This window comes from Novosphingobium sp. SG720 (assembly GCF_012275365.1).
GTDB lineage: Bacteria > Pseudomonadota > Alphaproteobacteria > Sphingomonadales > Sphingomonadaceae > Novosphingobium > Novosphingobium rhizosphaerae.
The window spans coordinates 1,595,122-1,613,527 of the sequence record NZ_JAAZQN010000001.1 but is presented as its reverse complement, the minus strand read 5'-3'; the positions used below and the strand labels follow the sequence as shown (position 1 = coordinate 1,613,527).

At 65.6% G+C, this 18,406-nt stretch carries 17 protein-coding genes; 7 read left to right on the top strand and 10 right to left on the bottom strand.

Annotated features, from left to right (window positions below):
• Positions 1-16 precede the first annotated feature (16 nt).
• Together FHW94_RS07285 and FHW94_RS07280 are read right to left on the bottom strand one after the other, a co-directional pair.
• A complete protein-coding gene (locus FHW94_RS07285; RefSeq protein WP_168554992.1) occupies positions 17-571 on the bottom strand; it encodes a hypothetical protein in 555 nt (184 codons plus the stop codon).
• A complete protein-coding gene (locus FHW94_RS07280) occupies positions 568-1,755 on the bottom strand; it encodes a bifunctional 2-C-methyl-D-erythritol 4-phosphate cytidylyltransferase/2-C-methyl-D-erythritol 2,4-cyclodiphosphate synthase (RefSeq protein ID WP_168554991.1) in 1,188 nt (395 codons plus the stop codon). Before FHW94_RS07280 ends, FHW94_RS07285 begins: the two co-directional genes overlap by 4 nt.
• Positions 1,756-1,885: 130 nt before the next feature.
• On the opposite strand from FHW94_RS07280, the gene dusB reads away from it, so the two are divergent.
• From dusB to hflX, 7 genes are all read left to right on the top strand, one after another.
• A complete protein-coding gene (gene dusB / locus FHW94_RS07275) occupies positions 1,886-2,902 on the top strand; it encodes a tRNA dihydrouridine synthase DusB (protein ID WP_168554990.1) in 1,017 nt (338 codons plus the stop codon).
• Between the two features lie 8 nt (positions 2,903-2,910).
• The gene (locus FHW94_RS07270) at positions 2,911-4,017 is read left to right on the top strand and encodes an ATP-binding protein (RefSeq protein ID WP_246865916.1); all 1,107 of its coding nucleotides are present in this window, start codon (positions 2,911-2,913) and stop codon (positions 4,015-4,017) included.
• A gap of 4 nt (positions 4,018-4,021) precedes the next feature.
• Positions 4,022-5,467, top strand: coding sequence for a sigma-54 dependent transcriptional regulator (locus tag FHW94_RS07265; protein WP_168554989.1), 1,446 nt, complete (start codon positions 4,022-4,024; stop codon positions 5,465-5,467).
• A 74-nt stretch (positions 5,468-5,541) separates the two neighbouring features.
• A complete protein-coding gene (locus FHW94_RS07260) occupies positions 5,542-7,803 on the top strand; it encodes an ATP-binding protein (protein ID WP_168554988.1) in 2,262 nt (753 codons plus the stop codon).
• 55 nt (positions 7,804-7,858) lie between these two features.
• Complete coding sequence (locus tag FHW94_RS07255; RefSeq protein ID WP_168554987.1) at positions 7,859-9,244, top strand: sigma-54 dependent transcriptional regulator; 1,386 nt, start codon at positions 7,859-7,861, stop codon at positions 9,242-9,244.
• 201 nt (positions 9,245-9,445) lie between these two features.
• Positions 9,446-10,048, top strand: a complete 603-nt coding sequence (hfq, locus tag FHW94_RS07250; protein ID WP_168554986.1) for an RNA chaperone Hfq — start codon at positions 9,446-9,448, stop codon at positions 10,046-10,048.
• Complete coding sequence (gene hflX, locus FHW94_RS07245) at positions 10,045-11,382, top strand: GTPase HflX (protein ID WP_168555539.1); 1,338 nt, start codon at positions 10,045-10,047, stop codon at positions 11,380-11,382. The genes hfq and hflX overlap by 4 nt, the downstream gene beginning before the upstream one ends.
• On the opposite strand, the gene mazG is transcribed toward hflX, so the two are convergent.
• From mazG to FHW94_RS07205, 8 genes are all read right to left on the bottom strand, one after another.
• Positions 11,344-12,162 carry a nucleoside triphosphate pyrophosphohydrolase gene (gene mazG, locus FHW94_RS07240; RefSeq protein ID WP_168554985.1) on the bottom strand — a complete coding sequence of 273 codons (819 nt, stop codon included), beginning with the start codon at positions 12,160-12,162 and terminating at the stop codon, positions 11,344-11,346. The genes hflX and mazG overlap by 39 nt on opposite strands.
• 106 nt (positions 12,163-12,268) lie before the next feature.
• Positions 12,269-12,445, bottom strand: a complete 177-nt coding sequence (locus FHW94_RS07235; RefSeq protein WP_168554984.1) for a hypothetical protein — start codon at positions 12,443-12,445, stop codon at positions 12,269-12,271.
• Positions 12,446-12,455: 10 nt separating this feature from the next.
• Positions 12,456-13,223: an MBL fold metallo-hydrolase gene (locus FHW94_RS07230; protein ID WP_168554983.1), complete on the bottom strand. Its 768-nt coding sequence runs from the start codon at positions 13,221-13,223 to the stop codon at positions 12,456-12,458.
• Positions 13,220-14,005, bottom strand: coding sequence for a TatD family hydrolase (locus FHW94_RS07225; protein WP_168554982.1), 786 nt, complete (start codon positions 14,003-14,005; stop codon positions 13,220-13,222). The genes FHW94_RS07230 and FHW94_RS07225 overlap by 4 nt, the downstream gene beginning before the upstream one ends.
• On the bottom strand, positions 14,005-15,573 hold the full coding sequence (metG, locus tag FHW94_RS07220) for a methionine--tRNA ligase (RefSeq protein WP_168554981.1): 1,569 nt from the start codon (positions 15,571-15,573) through the stop codon (positions 14,005-14,007). The genes FHW94_RS07225 and metG overlap by 1 nt, the downstream gene beginning before the upstream one ends.
• A gap of 17 nt (positions 15,574-15,590) precedes the next feature.
• On the bottom strand, positions 15,591-16,556 hold the full coding sequence (locus FHW94_RS07215; protein WP_168554980.1) for a DNA polymerase III subunit delta': 966 nt from the start codon (positions 16,554-16,556) through the stop codon (positions 15,591-15,593).
• Entirely contained in the window at positions 16,556-17,191 is a 636-nt protein-coding gene (tmk, locus tag FHW94_RS07210) for a dTMP kinase (RefSeq protein WP_168555538.1), read from the bottom strand. The genes FHW94_RS07215 and tmk overlap by 1 nt, the downstream gene beginning before the upstream one ends.
• A gap of 5 nt (positions 17,192-17,196) precedes the next feature.
• Complete coding sequence (locus FHW94_RS07205) at positions 17,197-18,387, bottom strand: D-alanyl-D-alanine carboxypeptidase family protein (protein ID WP_246865915.1); 1,191 nt, start codon at positions 18,385-18,387, stop codon at positions 17,197-17,199.
• Positions 18,388-18,406: the final 19 nt, after the last annotated feature.

Genomic DNA, 18,406 nt, shown 5'->3' with positions numbered 1-18,406 from the left:
GGGGTGCTTTCAGTTCTTACGGGGTTTCCGGGCACAGCGGCAGCCCGGATTTGCGGGGCTGGGCGCCCGGCTTGCGCGATGGCGTATCCACCATGCGGATAATGAAGGTAAACAATCCTGCGGTGTTTTCGGGCGGCAGGGGTGCGAGCAAGCGCGTCATTTGTTCCAGCGGCCGGCAATTCTCGGGCTTGAGCGCCTCGGTGACCATCTGCCCCAGCATGCCATCGGCAAAGGGTTGCAGCGCCTTGTCGGGCAGGTTGGCCATTTGGGCGATGGTCTTGTCCTGGTCGGTCTGCGCCAGCTTGATCAGCGCGGCCTTGGCGCGGGGCCAGGCCGCGGGCTTGGCCTGGGCATAGCGCTGCACCATGCCCTGGCCTTCACGCGCAAAGAACCCCTGCGGCGCCAGGTGCGGCGCGCAATAAGTCATCGCGCTGTCCATGACTGCGGGCAGGGCATAGGATACCATGGCATTGACATCAGCGGTTTCGAGGCAAGCCGGCGCGGCCGCCTGCGCACATTGGCCGGCCAGCAGCGCGCCCAGCGCCAGGGTTGCGGAAGCGGCGCGGATCATTGCGGCACCACGGTGGCCACGGCCTGGGCGGCGATGCCTTCACCGCGCCCGGTGGTACCCAGGCGTTCGGTGGTGGTGGCCTTCACGCTTACGCGGTCTATCGGCAGGGCGAGGATTTCCGCCAAGCGGGCGCGCATTGCGGCCTTGTGCGGGCCGATCTTGGGCGCTTCGCAGATGATCGTCACGTCGACATGGGCGATGGCCTGGCCGCTCTGCGCCACAAGGGTGGCGGCATGGGCCAGGAAGCGATCGGACGAGGCGCCTTTCCATTGCGGATCGGACGGCGGGAAATGATCGCCGATGTCGCCCGCCGCGATCGCGCCCAGCAAGGCATCGACCAGCGCGTGGATCGCCACGTCGGCATCGCTATGCCCCGCCAGGCCCTTGTCGTGGTCGATCTTCACCCCGCACAGCCACAGTTCCTCGCCCGCGACCAGGCGGTGGACGTCAAAGCCCATTCCAACGCGCGGATGAACAGACATGTCGGCACTCTCCAGATCGGCGGCAAAGGTCACCTTGCGCAGCGCCTCGTCTCCCGGCACCAGCGCGACGGGCAGGCCGGCGGCATCGGCCACTTGCGCATCGTCGCCCGCTTCGGCGGCGTCACCCCCGGTGTTGGCGGTCCAGCCACGATGCGCGGCCAGGATGGCAGGATAATGAAAGGCCTGCGGCGTCTGCACGCGATAGAGCCCGTCACGCTCCACCGCCGCGTGGCGCAGGCCATCGGCGCCGCGCACCACGCTGTCGACCACGGGCAGCACGGGAATCGCCCCGGCCACGTTCTCCAGCGCCGCAAACAGTCCATGGATCACGGCGTGGGGCAGGACAGGCCGGGCCGCATCGTGGATGAGGACGCGCGCGGGTGCATCGTCCGCCAGCGCTTCAAGCGCCAGCGCCACCGATTCCCGGCGGGTGCTTCCACCCTGGACAAGGGCGACGCCGGGCAAGCCCTGCAGGGCATTGCCTGCCGCCTCTTCCCAGCCCTGCGGGATCGCCACCACGATCGGCGCCACGCCGGCTCGGATCAGGGATTCCACGCTATGGCGCACCAGGGGCTTGCCGTGCCAAACAGCGAACTGCTTGGGCACGCTGCCGCCCGCGCGCAGGCCCTTACCCGCCGCCACCACGATTGCGGCGGTTGCAGGTGCTTTGGTATCGGTTGAAAGGGGAGGGGCAGGGTTCATGCGAGGTGCGCCTCTACCAGCAGGGCGGAGCGAAGCCAAGCGGCGCTTGCGCTCGCCCGGATAGCCCGCTTGCCCGGCGGGTCGTCTTGGACTATGGGCTGCCTGTTTTTTAGGCAGTTATACGCAGATCATGACCCAGGTTCCCGTTCCCCCCGTTCTTGCCCCGCTCGACGTCGGCCCCGTGCGCATCGGCTGCCCGGTGGTGCTGGCGCCGATGACGGGCGTGTCCGATCTGCCGTTCCGCCTGATGGTGCGGCGTTTCGGTTCGGGCCTGAACGTAACGGAAATGATCGCCAGCCCCGCCGCGATCCGCGAAACACGCCAGTCGATCCAGAAATGGGCCTGGCACCCGACGGAAGAACCCGTTTCGATGCAACTGGTCGGCTGCGATCCCGAACAGATGGGCGAGGCGGCCAAGCTTTCCGAAGATCGTGGCGCCGCCATCATCGACATCAACATGGGTTGCCCGGTACGCAAGGTGGTCAACGGCTATGCCGGCTCTGCCTTGATGCGCGAAGTGCCGCTCGCCTCCCGCCTGATCGAGGCGACGGTCAAGGCTGTGAAGGTGCCTGTGACGGTCAAGATGCGCATGGGCTGGTGCCATGACAGCCTCAATGCCCCCGAACTGGCGCGCATCGCGCAGGATCTGGGCGCGCAGATGATCACCGTCCACGGGCGCACCCGCAACCAGATGTACAAGGGCAGCGCCGACTGGGCTTTCGTGCGCAAGGTGAAGGACGCGGTGACGATCCCCGTGGTCGTCAACGGCGATATCTGCGGGATCGAGGACGTGGCGCAGGCCGTGGCGCAAAGCGGCGCCGACGGGGTGATGATCGGGCGCGGCGCCTATGGCCGGCCCTGGCTGCTCGGCCAGGTCATGCACTGGCTGCAGACCGGCGAAGTGCGCCCCGATCCCACGATCGAGGAGCAATACCGCCTGATCGTGGAGCATTACCGGATGATGCTCGAACACTATGGCCCGGTGACCGGCGTCAACATGGCGCGCAAGCACCTGGGCTGGTACACCAAGGGGCTGCCGGGCTCGGCTGAATTCCGCAATCGCGTCAATTTCATCGACGACGCGGCCGACGTGCTGGACAATCTCGAAGCGTTCTACGCGCCGCTCCACACCCGCGAAGCGGCATGACCCAAGGCATGGACCGCACCCGTGCCGAACATCTGGTGCGGCCCGATCCCAAGCGCATGATCGCCAGCTTTCCGCTGGCCGTGCTGCTGTTGGCGCCCGACATGACGATTTCGGCGGTCAACCCGGCGGCGGAACAGTTGCTGGGGCAAGGCGCGCGGCGCGTGGTGGGGAAGGCCCTGGCCGACATTCTCGCGTTCGAGGAACCCTTGATCATGAGCCGCCTGGCCGATGCCGAAACGCATCTGGTGGCGCGGCGCGTGCGGGTGGGCCTTGGCGGGAAAAGCCCACGGGCGCTTGATGTCATGACCGCGCCGGTGCAGCATCATCCCGGTTGGCAGATGCTGGTGCTGCATGAAATGAGCGGGGTCGAAGGCCTTAGCGACGACGTGCCAGGCGTTGGCGGCGGCGAGACCGGCGCCCTGCGCGCGCCCGAGGTCTTGGCGCACGAAATCAAGAACCCGCTGGCCGGCATCCGTGGCGCGGCGCAGTTGCTGGATCGCAAGCTGGGCGAGGCCGATCGCGCGCTGACCGGGCTGATCACGGCCGAAGTAGACCGCGTCGCCAAGCTGATCGATCACATGCAATCACTTTCCCGCCGCATTCGCGAACCGGCGGTGCCGTGCAACCTGCACGAGGCGGTGCGCCGCGCCCAGGCGGTGATCGCGGCCAGCGATCCCGGCGCGGTGCTGGTGCACGAGGAATTCGATCCTTCGCTGCCGCCCGTCACGGCCAATCCCGATGCGCTGGTGCAAGTGCTGCTCAACCTCATGACCAACGCGCGCGAGGCGTGCGAAGGCCAGGCCAACCGCCGAATTGTCGTGCGCACCCGCTTTGCCAGCGGCATCCAGGTGCATTCCCGTGCCGGCAAGCCGCTGCGCCTGCCGATCGAAGTGCGCGTCAGCGACAATGGCCCCGGCATCGACCCCGCGCTGCGCGATCACATTTTCGAACCCTTCGTCACGGCCAAGAAGAACGGGCAAGGGCTGGGCCTGGCCTTGGTGCAGAAACTGGTGCGCGAAATGAACGGCCGCATCACCCACGATCGCGACGAGGCTGGCGGATGGACTCACTTCCGCCTGCACCTGCCCGTTGCGGGCACCGTCCAGAGCGATTGAGGCCATGAAAGAATCCATTCTCCTGGTTGAGGACGATTCCTCGATCGCCATCGTCATCACCGCCGCGCTGGAGGCGGAGGGCTTTCACGTCGATCGCTGCGATAGCATTGCCGGGCGCGATTGCCTGCTGGCCGGCAAGGCCTATGGCCTCATGTTGACCGACGTGATGCTTACCGATGGCGATGGGATCGAAACCTTGCCACCGGTGCGCGCGGCGTTCCCGCGCATGCAGGTGATCATCCTGTCGGCCCAGAACACGCTCGATACCGCGGTGCGCGCCAGCGACACCGGGGCGTTCGAGTATTTCCCCAAGCCGTTCGACCTGGAAGAACTGGTGCGCACGGTGCGCCAGGCGCTCGGCGCGCTCGACGGTGGCGACCTGCCCGATGCGGCGGACGACCTGGGGCAGGGCCTGCCGCTGGTGGGCCGCAGCCCGGCCATGCAGGCGGTCTATCGCATGATCACGCGCGTGTTGCGCAACGATCTGACCGTGCTGATCCTGGGCGAATCCGGCACCGGCAAGGAACTGGTGGCCGAGGCGATCCACCAGTTGGGCAATCGTCGCGACGGCCCGTTCGTGGCCGTCAACACTGCCGCCATTCCCCACGAACTGATCGAGAGCGAGCTGTTCGGGCACGAAAAGGGCGCCTTCACCGGCGCGGTGGCGCGCCAGATCGGCAAGTTCGAACAGGCTGCGCGCGGCACCCTGTTCCTCGATGAAATCGGCGACATGCCGCTTGAGGCGCAGACCCGCCTGCTGCGCGCGCTGCAATCGGGGCGCATCCGCCGCGTGGGTGGGACCGAGGAAATTGCCCTCGATTGCCGGATCATCGCGGCCACCAACCGCGATCTGGTGCCGATGATCGCCGCCGGCACGTTCCGCGAAGACCTTTATTACCGCCTTGCCGTGGTCCCGATCGAGCTGCCCCCGCTGCGTGACCGGGCAGACGACGTGGAGGCGCTGTCGCGCCATTTCCTGGCCCGCGCCGCCACGGAAGGCCTGCCCCGTCGGCAGCTTTCGGCAGCCGGCGCCGCCTTGCTGGCACGACAGCCCTGGCGCGGCAACGTGCGCGAACTGCGCAATTTCATCTTCCGCCTGGCCCTGCTGGCGCGCGACGACGTAATCGACGAAGCCACGATCGAGCCCTTGCTTGCGGCCGATAGTGGTGCTGCCCGCACGGCAGAAGGGGAAGGGGGCAACCCGGCCAGCGCCCCGGCCGATTTCGCCGCCGCGCTTGAGGCTTACCTGGCCCAGGCGCGGCCGGAGCCGGGCATGCTCTATGATGCCGCGCTGGCCGCGTTCGAGCGGCCGCTGTTCCTCCATGCGCTCGCGCAGACCGGCGGCAACCAGCTGCGCGCCGCGCAATTGCTGGGGATCAACCGCAACACCTTGCGCAAGCGCCTGGTCGATCTGGGCATCGCGCCCGAGGATGCGCTGGGTGGCCGCTGAGCGGCGATACGGCGGGGCAAGCTGTCACAAAAACACTTGCAATTTTGCAACAGCGGCGTTGTAAAGGCGCCACGATGGTCGCAATTGCAACACGTTCGGGCAAACGCCTGCCGCGCTGGTGGCGCCGGCTGCTGGTCGCCCTGCGGCGTGCCAACGTGTTCCTGCTATTGGAAATGACCGCCGGAACGGCGCTGATCACGATGCTTGCGGTATCGTGGCAGACGGTCAGTGCCAATGGTGCGGCCAACCAGTTGCTGCCCGCGCGGCTCACTTCGGTCTTGCTGATCGGTTCGCTCGTGCCGGCCATGGCGCTGATCGTGCTGGCCGGACGCCGCCTGGCGCTCGCCCGCGCGGCGCGCAGCGGCCTTGGCACCAGCGGGCGCCTGCATGTACGCTTGGTCTGGCTGTTCTCGCTGATCGCGGCCATTCCCACCCTGCTGGTGGTGATCTTTGCGTCGCTGTTGTTCCAATCGGGCGTGGAATTCTGGTTTTCCAACGATTCTCGTGGGATGCTGGAAAATGCCAGCAGCCTGGCGCGGGGCTACTATGCCGACAAGCTGCGCGACGTGGGCCGCGAAAGCGTGGCGATGGCTGGCGACGTGCGCGGCTATTTCGACCAGGCCCCGATCACCAGCCAGGATTTCCTCGCCGGCTATTCCTGGCAGGTCTACAGCCGCAAGATGGACGAGAGCGCGATTATCGAACGCGCCCGCGACGGCACCTTGCGCACCGCCGCCATCGTCGATCCCAACGTCAAGGACGATCGCGAGCGCATCACCCCCGACGAGTTGAAGAAGCTCGACGCCGGCGAGCAGGTGGTGGTCAAGGCTTCGGCCGAGCGCATCGAGGCGGTCACCACGATCGATCACCAGCGCGGCATCTACCTTTACGTCGCCCGCAATTCCGACAAGCTGGCCCTCAACCAGTTCGAGCGCGCCAAAAGCGTGCTGAGCGCCTATGACGTGCTCACCCGCAGCGCGCGCGCCATCCAGCTGCGCTTCAACGTGGCGCTGTTCATCATCAGCCTCGCGCTGGTGGTGCTGGCGGTGTGGGTTGCGCTGCGTTTTGCCGATCGCCAGGTTGCCCCGTTGATCGAACTGGTCAAGGCCGCGCGCAGCGTGGGCAGCGGCAACTTTGCCATGCGCGTGGCGCCGGGCAAGGACGTGGACGAAGTCGGCATGCTGACCCGCGCGTTCAACCGCATGACCGCGCAACTCGAAGGGCAGACCCAGGCTCTGGTCAACGCCAATGCCCAGCTCGACGTGCGCCGCGTCTTCATCGAAACGGTGCTGGAATCGATCACCGCCGGCATCGTTTCGGTCGGCCCGGACGGCACGATCCAGCTGATGAATTCCTCGGCGCAAAAGCTGCTGCTCGAAGACCCCGGCGTTTCGGCCGACGGCCGCCCCCTGGCCGAAATCGCGCCACAGATCGCGCAACTGGTGGCGAACGGCGAAAGCAGCGGCATCGTGCAATATGCGCGCCAGGGGGACTTGCTCACCCTGGCGGTCAAGGCGCGGGCCGATCGCCACGGCCACGTGATCACCTTCGAGGATATCACCCGCCAGTTGATCACCCAGCGCCGCGCGGCCTGGTCGGACGTGGCGCGCCGCATCGCGCACGAAATCAAGAACCCGCTCACTCCGATCCAGCTGGCCACCGAGCGCCTCAAGCGTCGCTATCGCCGCCAGATCCTGACCGATCCCGAACTGTTCGAGGAACTGACCGCGACGATCATCCGCCAGGTGGGTGACTTGCGCAAGATGGTGGACGAGTTCTCCTCCTTCGCGCGCCTGCCCAAGCCGGTGTTCCGCAGCGAGGACGCCAGCGACCTTGTGCGCCAAGCCCTGTTCCTGCAGGAAGTGGCCCATGCCGACGTGACGTTCACGTTCTCCAGCGAGGCCGCTTCCGTCCCGTTCCAGTGCGACCGGCACCAGTTCGGCCAGGTCATGACCAACGTGCTCAAGAACGCGGTCGAGGCGATCGAGCAGCAGCGTGCCAAAGCCGCTGATCTCGATTATCGCGGTCGCATCGCGGTGCTGCTCGATGACGATGCCACATCGGTCACGGTCACCGTGATCGACAATGGCGTGGGCCTGCCGGTGGAGCGGGAACGCATCCTCGAACCCTATGTCACCACCCGTGAAAAGGGCACGGGCCTTGGCCTCGCAATCGTCAACAAGATTGTCGAGGAACATGGCGGCGACATGGCCTTTGCCGCCGAACCGGCGGGCGGCACGCGCGTCACCATGCGCTTCGCCCGCGATCCCGTGGCCCAGGCCACAATCCCCGCGACGGCGCCACCAGGCGAAACGGTGACCGCCACGCAACACTGATCCCCTGCCAGACCACAGGATTCCACCAGACTTTTCCACAGGACCAATACTTCCCATGGCTCTCGATATCCTCATCGTCGACGATGAACGTGACATCCGCGAACTGGTTGCGGGGGTGCTCAGCGACGAAGGCTATGGCTGCCGATTGGCCGCCGACAGCACCTCTGCGCTCGCTGCGGTTGACGAACGGCGGCCCAGCTTGGTGCTGCTCGACGTGTGGCTGCACGGCAGCCCGATGGATGGCCTGGAAGTGCTGGACGAAATCAAGAAGCGCGAGCCGGAACTGCCGGTGATCATCTTCTCGGGCCACGGCAACATCGATACCGCCGTTTCGGCAATCAGCCGGGGTGCCATGGATTTCCTGGAAAAGCCGTTCGAGGCAGAGCGTCTGCTGCTGCTGGTGGAACGCGCGACCGAAACCGAGCGCCTGCGCCGCGAAAACCAGCGCCTGCGCCAAGGCTTCGTCGCTTCGGAGGAATTCACCGGCAATTCCGCCGCCATCAACCAGGTGCGCGCCACGCTGAAGCGCGTGGCCAATACCGGCAGCCGCCTGCTGATCACCGGGCCGGCCGGATCGGGCAAGGAAGTGGCCGCGCGCCTGTTGCACAGTTGGAGCCCGCGCGCACAGAACGCATTCATCACGGTCAATTCCGCCCGCATCACGCCCGAACGCTTTGAACAGGAACTGTTCGGCGAGGAAGCCGATGGCAAGCTGGTGCGCGCCGGCCTGCTGGAAATGGCCGATGGCGGCACCCTGTTTCTCGACGAAGTGGCCGACATGCCGCCGTCGAGCCAGGCCCGCATCCTGCGCGTGCTGACCGAGCAGGCCTTTGTGCGCGTGGGTGGGCATCGCCAGATCCGCGTGGACGTGCGCGTCGTTTCGTCCTCGTCCCGCCCGCTGGAAAAGGAAATTGCCGAGCGGCGTTTCCGCGAAGACCTGTTCTATCGCCTCAATGTCGTTCCCGTGACGATCCCGCCACTGACCGAGCGGCGCGACGATATTCCCGCGCTGGTCGACCATTTCTTCACCCGCTATGCCAGCGAGCAGGGCGTTTCTCCGCCGGGCATCACGCCAGAGGCGATGGCCGCGCTGCAAAGCTATGATTGGCCCGGCAACGTGCGCCAGCTGCGCAACGTGGTGGAACGCACGATCATCCTCACCCCGCGCGAGCGCCTGGCCCGGATCGAGGCTGACATGCTGCCTGCCGAAATCGTTTCGACCCGCCTGGGCAACGAAACCGGCACGTCTGCGCTGATGGGCGTGCCGCTGCGCGAGGCGCGCGAGAATTTCGAGCGCGAGTACCTCAAGGTGCAGATCCGCCGCTTTTCCGGCAACATTTCCAAGACCGCCAGCTTCATCGGGATGGAACGCTCGGCCCTGCATCGCAAGCTCAAGCTCTTGGGCATGGCCGAGCGGCGCGACGACGAGGACGAAGACTGAATTTCGGTTCTGTCGCTCGCGGCTTTTACGCATAAGCGAAGGTTTGCGACAAAAACCCGGTTTACGCGGACGCGAAGCGGCCATAAGACAAGGATCGAACCCGGCTTGTGGCCATTGTGGTGTCATCTTGCACCGCAATGATCATGGGCCAGATCGCGCAGCCTCAAGAAGAGGCCCGCCAATATAACGGAGTCACGCGAAATGACCGGAAAGACACTCTCCGCACGTCCCCGCGCCAAGGCAGAAGCCGCCCCGGCCGAGACCACAGCCAGCGCGCCTGCATCGGCGCCCGCTGCATCGGCCCCCGCTTCTTCGGGTGGCGCAGTGAAGGGCCAGAACCTTCAGGACGTGTTCCTCAACCACCTGCGCAAGAACAAGATTCCCGTCACCATGTTCCTGGTGAAGGGCGTCAAGCTGCAGGGTATCGTCACCTGGTTCGACAACTTCTCGATCCTGCTGCGCCGCGATGGCCAGTCGCAGCTGGTCTACAAGCACGCGATCTCCACGATCATGCCGGGCCAGCAGCTATCGGTCGCGCACTTCCAGAGCGGCGGGGACGACAACGGCAAGAAGCGCCTCCTGCAGGAGGTGTTTCTGTCCAGCGTGCGCGATGCCGGCGTGCAGGTCACGATGTTCCTGGTCAACGGCGTGATGTTGCAGGGCAAGGTTGCCGCCTATGATCTTTTTTGCATGTTGCTGGAACGCGAAGGCTATGTGCAGCTTGCATACAAGCACGCCGTCTCGACGATCCAGCCTGCCGGCCACGTCGATCTGACGGGTGACTGGGAAGGCGAAGCGAACTGAGCACGTTTGAATTTGGTCGCAACGCGGGTGACATCGAAGGCGAAGTCAGCCGCGGTGCGCGCGCCATTGTCGTTCTGCCCGATATTCGCCAGCGCGGCGGCTTGGGCGAAGACGCCGAAGCGCGCCTGGAAGAAGGGCAGGGCCTGGCCCGCGCCATCGGTATCGACGTGGTCGATGCCTTTATCGTGCCGATCCGCGCCGTGCGCCCCGGAACGCTGTTCGGGGAAGGGCAGGTGGAACGCCTGGCCGTCAGTATCGCGCAGAACGAGGCCGAGCTGGTCATCGTCGATGGCTCGCTGTCGGCAATCCAGCAGCGCAACCTGGAAGACAAGCTCAAGCGCAAGGTGATCGACCGCACCGGGCTGATCCTCGAAATCTTCGGGGAACGCGCCGCCACGGCCGAAGGGCGCCTGCAGGTTGAGCTTGCGCACCTTGATTACCAGGCCGGCCGTCTGGTGCGTTCGTGGACTCACCTTGAGCGGCAACGCGGCGGCTTCGGCTTCCTGGGTGGTCCCGGCGAAACCCAGATCGAGGCGGACCGGCGGATGATCCGCAACCGCATGGGCCGCCTGCGCCGCGAACTTGAGCAAGTGCGCCGCACGCGCGGATTGCACCGCGAGCGGCGCCAACGCGCGCCTTGGCCGGTGATTGCCCTGGTTGGCTATACCAACGCCGGCAAATCCACGTTGTTCAATCGGTTGACCGGGGCAACGGTGATGGCGGAAGACCTGCTCTTCGCCACGCTTGATCCCACGATGCGGGCGATCCGCTTGCCGAGCGTGGAAAAGGCCATCCTGTCCGACACCGTCGGCTTCATTTCCGATCTGCCGACCCAGCTTGTCGCCGCGTTTCGCGCAACGCTGGAAGAAGTGACCGCCGCTGACGTGATCGTGCACGTGCGCGATATCGCCAATCCGGCAGCCGCCCAGCAGAAAGCCGAAGTGGAAGATATCCTGGCCGATCTGGGCGTTATCGGGGAAGGGGGCAGCAATATCCCCATCGTCGAGGCATGGAACAAGTGGGACCTGCTATCGACCGAGGACCGCGAGACGCGCGAGGCGATCATTGCCCATGCCGTGCCCGAACAGCCCGTCGTGCCGATTTCGGCGGTGACCGGGGAAGGCGTCGATGCGCTGCTCGACGTCTTGAGCGAACTGCTCACCGGTGGCGCGCAAGTGCTGGAACTGACCGTGCCAGTGGCCGATGGCCAGCGCCTGGCGTGGCTTCACGCCCATGGCGAAGTGCTGAGCGAGGAAGCGAACGAGGACCAATCGGCGCTGCGCCTGACGGTGCGGCTAAGCCTGGCTGATATCGGCCGTTTCACCACGCTCTGAGGCTTTAACCGCCTGCCACAAGGCTTCCTGGCGGTCGAGGTCGAGTGTCGCGAACTGGCCGCCGGCCAGGGCTTCCATCGCGCGAAAGCGACGCTCGAACTTGGCATTGGCGCGGGCCAGCGCGTCCTCGGGTGCGATGCCGTGGGCGCGCACTGCGTTGACGGCGGCAAACAGCAGGTCACCGGCTTCCTCCAACTTGTGCGCCTCGCTCTGTGCGGCGGCCAGTTCGTCCAGTTCCTCGATGACTTTGGCTGCCGGGCCTGCCAGATCAGGCCAATCGAAACCGACGCGGGCGGCACGCTTCTGCAGCTTTTCCGCGCGCATCAGTGCCGGCAGCGCCAGGGCTACGCCGTCCATCGCGCTCTGCTCGCCCTTGGCGGCGCGCTCGGCCGCCTTGCGATTTTCCCAGCGCTCCTCGCGCGATTGGCCTTCATCGTCTTCACCGCCAAAGATGTGGGGATGGCGCGCTTCCATCTTTTCGGCGATGGCGGCCGCTACGTCATCAAAGCGGAAAAGGCCGGCCTCCTGCGCCATGCGACTGTGGAACACCACCTGCAACAGCAGATCGCCCAGTTCCTCGCGCAAAGCCGCCATGTCGCCACGCGCGATGGCGTCGGCCACTTCATAGGCTTCTTCGATCGTGTACGGCGCGATCGTCGCGAAATCCTGAGCGAGATCCCACTCGCAGCCTTGCTGCGGATCGCGCAGGCGGGCCATGATTGCCAGCAGGCGATCGAGCGCGGGAGAACTATTGGTGACCGGTTTGGAGAGCGTCGTCATGGGTGCAAATCCTACTGCGAAGGGCGGCCGATGTCACCCATGCGCACTGGGTTCCTTATGATGGATAAGATGTATTATGTAAAATGAAGGACAGCCATTATGCGTGTCAACGCTGGGTCACCCAGTCATAAGCCAAAGCCGTCAGCACGATGATCACGATCCAGATCAACGCCATCTGCGCCCTGGCGCCCCATGCCACACGGCGAAAGGCGCCGTGGCGAGACACGAGGACCAAAGCCATGGCCAAACCGATCAACGCAACGATGCGATCTGGCGTGATCATGGCATGGCGCTCACAGGGTGATCTCCAATCCGTCATAGCCAGGCTGGACGTGATCGGGCGTTTCTGCGCACAGCGCGCGATAGTCCATCGACTTGTCGAGATGCGTCAGCACCGCCTGGCTGGCACGGCATGCTTCCACCAGTTCCAACGCCATGGCCAGATGCGCATGCGTGGGATGTGGCTGGCGCCGCAGGGCATCGACCACAAGCACGTCAACCCGATAGAACAGGTTGATCATCTCGGCATTTATTTCTGAAAAATCCGTGGCATAACCAATGGATTTGCCATTCTGGTCGAACCGGAATGCGGTCGATTGCGCAGGTCCGTGGGCCATCTGGCAATGGCTGATGCCGATGCCCGCCACCATCCGCACGCGATCGAGGTTATCGAGATTGCAAATCGTGTGATAGCCGTGCTGCCCGGCAAAGACATAGCCAAAGCGCTGCCGCAGCCGCCGCACGGTTTCATCGGCGGCATAGCCCGGGATCGGCGCGCCGCGGCCCATGCGCAGCGGGCGCAGATCATCGATGCCGTGTGTGTGATCGGCGTGATCGTGCGTCCACACCACGCCGTCGATACGGTCGATCTCGGTGGCCAGCAACTGATGCCGCAAATCGGTTGGCGTATCCACCAGGATGCGCGAACCGTCCGCACCCTCTACCACGATGGCCACACGCGTGCGGCGGTTGCGCGGTTCGCCGGGGTCGCAATCGCCCCAGTCGTTGCCGATGCGTGGCACGCCGGTTGACGTGCCCGAACCCAGCATCACCAGCTTCATGCCGCCGGCCTTTCCGCCTTCGCAAACAGCTTGAAGAAGTTATCGGTGGTCTGCGCGCCGAGTTGTTCCAGCGAAACGCCACGCAGGCCGGCCACGAAGGCCGCGGTATCGGCCACGAACGCCGGTTCGCATTTCTTGCCCCGATGCGGAATCGGCGCCAGGAACGGTGCATCGGTTTCCACCAGCAGCCGATCGGCGGGTATCGTCGCAACGAAAGCCTGCAAGTCCTTTGCGTTCTTGAACGTCACGATGCCGGAAATCGAGATGGTCAGGCCCAGATCCAGCACCGCCCGGCCAAATTCGGCCGTGGCGGTGAAACAGTGGATCAGCGCGGGGAAGGCCCCCTTCCCCATCTCCTCGGTCAGGATGCGCAGCGTGTCATCTTCCGCATCGCGCGTGTGGATGATCAGCGGCAACCCGGTGTCGCGGGCCACGCCGATATGCACACGGAACAGATCCTGCTGAACCTGGCGGTCGGAATGATCGTAATAATAGTCGAGCCCGGTTTCGCCGATACCGATCACCCGCGGATCGTCGGTCGCCGCCGCCAGCACGGCCGCGCCGAGATCGGCATGGCCATCGGCTTCGTGTGGATGGATGCCGACGCTCGCCCAGACATCCGGCTCGCGATGGGCGACGGCCACGACCGCCTCCCATTCGCGTTGCCGGGTGGAGATGTTGAGGAACCCGCGCACGCCGCGCGCGCGCGCTGCCTTCAGCGCCTCGGCCTGCCGGTCGACCAGCCCTTCGTAAATCAGATGGCAGTGGGAATCGATCAGCATCAGGCGCTTGCGCCTTCCTCGGCCGGCAGTTCCAGGCGCGGGAATGCGCCCACGGGCTGCGCCAGCGCTTCGCCGGTCGCCACGCGCTCCATGTACCACCCGGCATGGCCGAGGGCGCCAAAGCCGCGCTGTTCGGCCGGAATGCCGAGCTGGTCCAGCACCTTGCCGGCAGCAGTCGGCACCACCGGGGCAATGGCAATGGTCAAGTCGCGAATGGCCATGAACAAGGTAAGCAGCACGGCGCGCATCCGTTCCGGGTCAGTCTTGCGCAGCGTCCACGGCGCCTGCTCGTCGATATAGGCGTTGCAGGCAAAGACCGCGCGCATCCAGGCCTCGATCCCGGCCGAGAAGTTGAGCGCGGCAAACTCGCGCGGCAAATCCTCGGCGGCCGCACCATATACGGTCGCCAACAGCGTGTCATCGGCCTCGGTGCTCGAAAACGTGTCGAGTTTGCCATCCATGTTCTTGAAGATCATGGAAAGCACGCGCTGCACCAGGTTGCCATAACTGTTGGCCAGCTCGGCATTGCAGCGCGTCACGATCGCATCGGGCGACCACGAGCCATCCTGCCCGAACGCCACTTCGCGCATGAAGAAATAGCGCACCGCGTCCACGCCAAACGTCTCCGCCAGCGCGATGGGATCGGTCACGTTGCCCAGCGACTTGGATTCCTTCTGCCCGCGATTGAGCAGGAAGCCATGGCCGAACACCTGGTGCGGCACCGGCAAGTTGGCGCTCATCAGGAAGGCGGGCCAGTAGATCGTGTGGAACCGCACGATGTCCTTGCCGATCAGGTGCAGGTTTGCCGGCCAATACTTTGCAAAGGCATCGGTTTCTTCCGGCCAGCCCAGGCCGGTGAGATAGTTGGTCAGCGCATCGACCCACACGTACATGACATGGTTGTCGCTGCCCGGAACCTTCACGCCCCAGTCAAAGCTCGTGCGCGACACCGAAAGATCGCGCAGCCCCTGCGAGACGAACGCGATCATCTCGTTGCGGCGCGCCTCGGGTCGGATGAAATCGGGGTTTTCGGTATAGAGCGCGAGCAGCTTGTCCTGGTACTTGGATAGCCGGAAGAACCAGCTTTCCTCCACGGTCCATTCCACTGGCGTGCCCTGGGGCGAAAGCTTGGCTCCCCCTTCCCCTTCGACCAGCTCGCTCTCGTCGTAATAGGCCTCGTCCCGCACCGAGTACCAGCCTTCGTAGCGATCGAGATAGAGATCGCCGTTGGCTTCCATCCGCTTCCAGATTTCCTGGCTCGCGGTGTGGTGGCGCGGTTCGGTGGTGCGCAGGAATACGTCATAGTTGACGTTAAGCGCGTGCGCCATATCGATGAAATGCTGCGACATCTGGTCGCTCAGCTGCGCCGGCGTCAGATCCAGGTCGCGCGCCTTCTGCGCCATCTTCAGGCCATGTTCGTCGGTTCCGGTCTGCAGGCGCACGTCGCGGCCCATCGCCTTGTGGAACCGGGCGATCACGTCGGCGGCAATCGCTTCATAGGCATGGCCGATGTGCGGCTTGCCGTTGGGATAGGAAATGGCGGTGGTGATGTAATAAGGTTCGCCCATGGCGACAGTCGCTTCCTTCAGCGGGATGTTGCCCCCGCTCTAGTGCGAGCAGCGCGCGCCAGCAACCCGCCGATTTCCATAACCAGCAGTGCGGGCTCGAAGTTGTGCGTCGGCACTTCGCGCGCCAGCTCCACCAGATGCTGGTGCGCGGCAATGATCTTGAGGCGATTGTCTGCGCCTGCTTCCACCACAGCCTCGCCCAACACTGTCCGCGCCGCCTCGATGGTTGCCAGCAGCCGCTCGCGATCCGGCCTTGCCCCCAGTGCCGCGCCCAGTTCGCCGCGCAGAGCCAGATCGGGATCGCCCTCGCGCAGGATACGGCGCAGCAGCGCGAGCGGGCGGCCCAGATCGTGGGCGGCAAACATCAATGCCGCCCCCGGCGAGCCATGCGCGACGGCAATCGCCGCACTGCGCGTCTCTGCGTCCAGTTCCGGCGCGGCCAATGAAACGGCTTCGTTCAATTCCTTGGGATCGAGCGGCCGGAACCGCAAGACCTGGCAGCGCGAGCGCACCGTGGGCAGCAGGCGACCGAGCTGATGGACCACCAGCAGGAAGAACGTACCCTGGGGTGGTTCTTCCAAACCCTTGAGCAGGGCGTTGACTGCGCCTTTCTCCAGGTGGTCGGCCGCGTCCACGATCACCGCTCGGCGCGCGCCGAGCGTCGGCCGCGTGTGCAGGCGATGGAGCATCGTGCGGATCTGGTCGACATTGATGTTGCGCTTGCGCGCATAGGGGCGGCCTTCGTCGCGCTTCTTGGCCTCGTCATCGTTGGCGGGCAGCGGCTCCAGCAGTAGGATATCGGGATGCTGATGCGCGGGTGGTTGGCTCACGCCCGGCTCTGCCACCAGTTCGGCCGCTGCTTCCAGCGCGAAGCTGGCCTTGCCCAGCCCTTCGCGCCCGGCCAGCAGCCAGCCATGGTGCATGCGCTGCCCGGCCATCGCCGCGCGCCAGGTTTCCCACGGATGCTCGTGCCCGATCAGCATCACGCCGCCATCCACGGTGCCAGCACCACCAGAATGCGCGTGGCGACCTGATCGGGCGTGCCGAGCGCGGAAATGCGGGCAAAGCGCGCCGGTTCTGCCTGGGCAAAGCGATCGAACGCCTCGGCCACACGGGCATGATAGGCCGCCTCGCGCCCGCCGATGCGGTCGGATACGCCCTGATCGCGCAGGGCACAGCGCGCGGCGGCTTCTTGCGCCGGCAGTTCGAGCAGGATGGTGCAATCGGGCAACAGGCCTTCGCTGCCGATCGCGTGCAGGGCCATGACCTCCGCATCTGAAAGCCCGTTGCCGCCGCCCTGATAGGCGCGGCTGCTGTCGATGAAGCGGTCGCAGATCACCCATGCGCCGCGTTCCAGCGCCGGGCGGATCAACCGCTCGACATGGTCGGCCCGCGCCGCGGCGAACAGCAATGCTTCGGCCCTTGGCCCCCAATCCGCGCCTTGGGTGCTGAGCAGCAGGCCGCGGATCGCCTCCGCACCCGGCGTGCCGCCAGGCTCACGGGTAAGCACGACCTCGATGCCATGGGCCGTCAGCGCAGCGGCCAGCAGGCGCGCCTGGGTGGACTTGCCCGCCCCTTCCCCACCTTCGAAGACGATGAAGCGGCCGGTGGAAGACATCGCGTTCACCGGCCCACCATCGCGGTGAACCCGTCGCGCAGACGGTCGAGCATGCCGCCCGCCGGCACCGCCTCGGCCGCGACCAGCGGCAGCCGCGCTTCGGGCTGGCCCGGAGCGCGGACGATCAGCAGAGCCACGTCCTGCCCCTTGGCGATCGGCGCACGCAGTGGCCCCTTGTAGCGTATCGACAGCGTGGGTCGCACTTTCTGCCCATGCGGCACCAGCATGGCGAGCGGACGCGCCGCCACCAGGCCAACACTCGCCACCGTGCCACCCTGCACCCGCGCGCTGCCCAGATGCGCGCCGGGTGCGAACAACGGCGTCTCGTCGAACGCGGCAAAGCCCCATTCGAGCAACGCGGCACCATCGCGCGCGCGGTCCTGCGGACGGTCATAGCCGCCAACCACCATCATCAACCGGCGGCCGCCGCGCTGGGCAGAGCCGACCAGGCCATAGCCGGCCTCGTTGGTGAAGCCGGTCTTCACCCCGTCGGCGCCCGGCACCGCGCCATAGAGCGGGTTGTGGTTGCGCTGCTCGATGCCGTTCCAGATCATGGTTTCATGGCCATAGAAGCGCCGGTAGAAATCCGGGTGGCGGGTGATCAGCGCGGTGCTGAGCGTGGCCAGGTCGGCCGCCGAAACATACGTGCGGCCCTCGTCCATCCAGCCATTGGGTGTGTTGTAGTGCGTGTCGCGCATGCCCAGCGCGCGGGCCTGTGCATTCATCAGCGCGGTAAAGCCCGGCACGCTGCCCGAAACACCCTCGGCCAGGACAACGCAGGCATCGTTGGCCGAAACCGTCACGATCCCTTCGAGCAGATCGGCCACGCGCGTTTGGCTGTTGTTTTCCAAAAACATCGTGCTGCCCACGCGGTGCCACTGGCGAAACGTTTCGGGCCGCATGGGAAAGCTGGCGTCAAGCTTGAGCTTGCCCTGCTTTACCAGTTCGAACGCGACATAGCTGGTCATGATCTTGGTGAGCGAGGCGGGCACAAAGCGGCGGTGCGATTGCCGCTCGAACAGCACGCGCCCGGAATTGACGTCGATCAGCAGTGCGATCGGCGCCACCACTTCAGGCGGACGCGCCGGATCGGCCGAAACCTCCACATGGGGAGACCGGATCGCCTGGGCGGGCACGGCCGCGAACGCCGCAGCGACAGTGGCGGCGGCAGCAGCAACGGAAAACAGACGGCGCAAGCAAAACCCCGAGTTTACG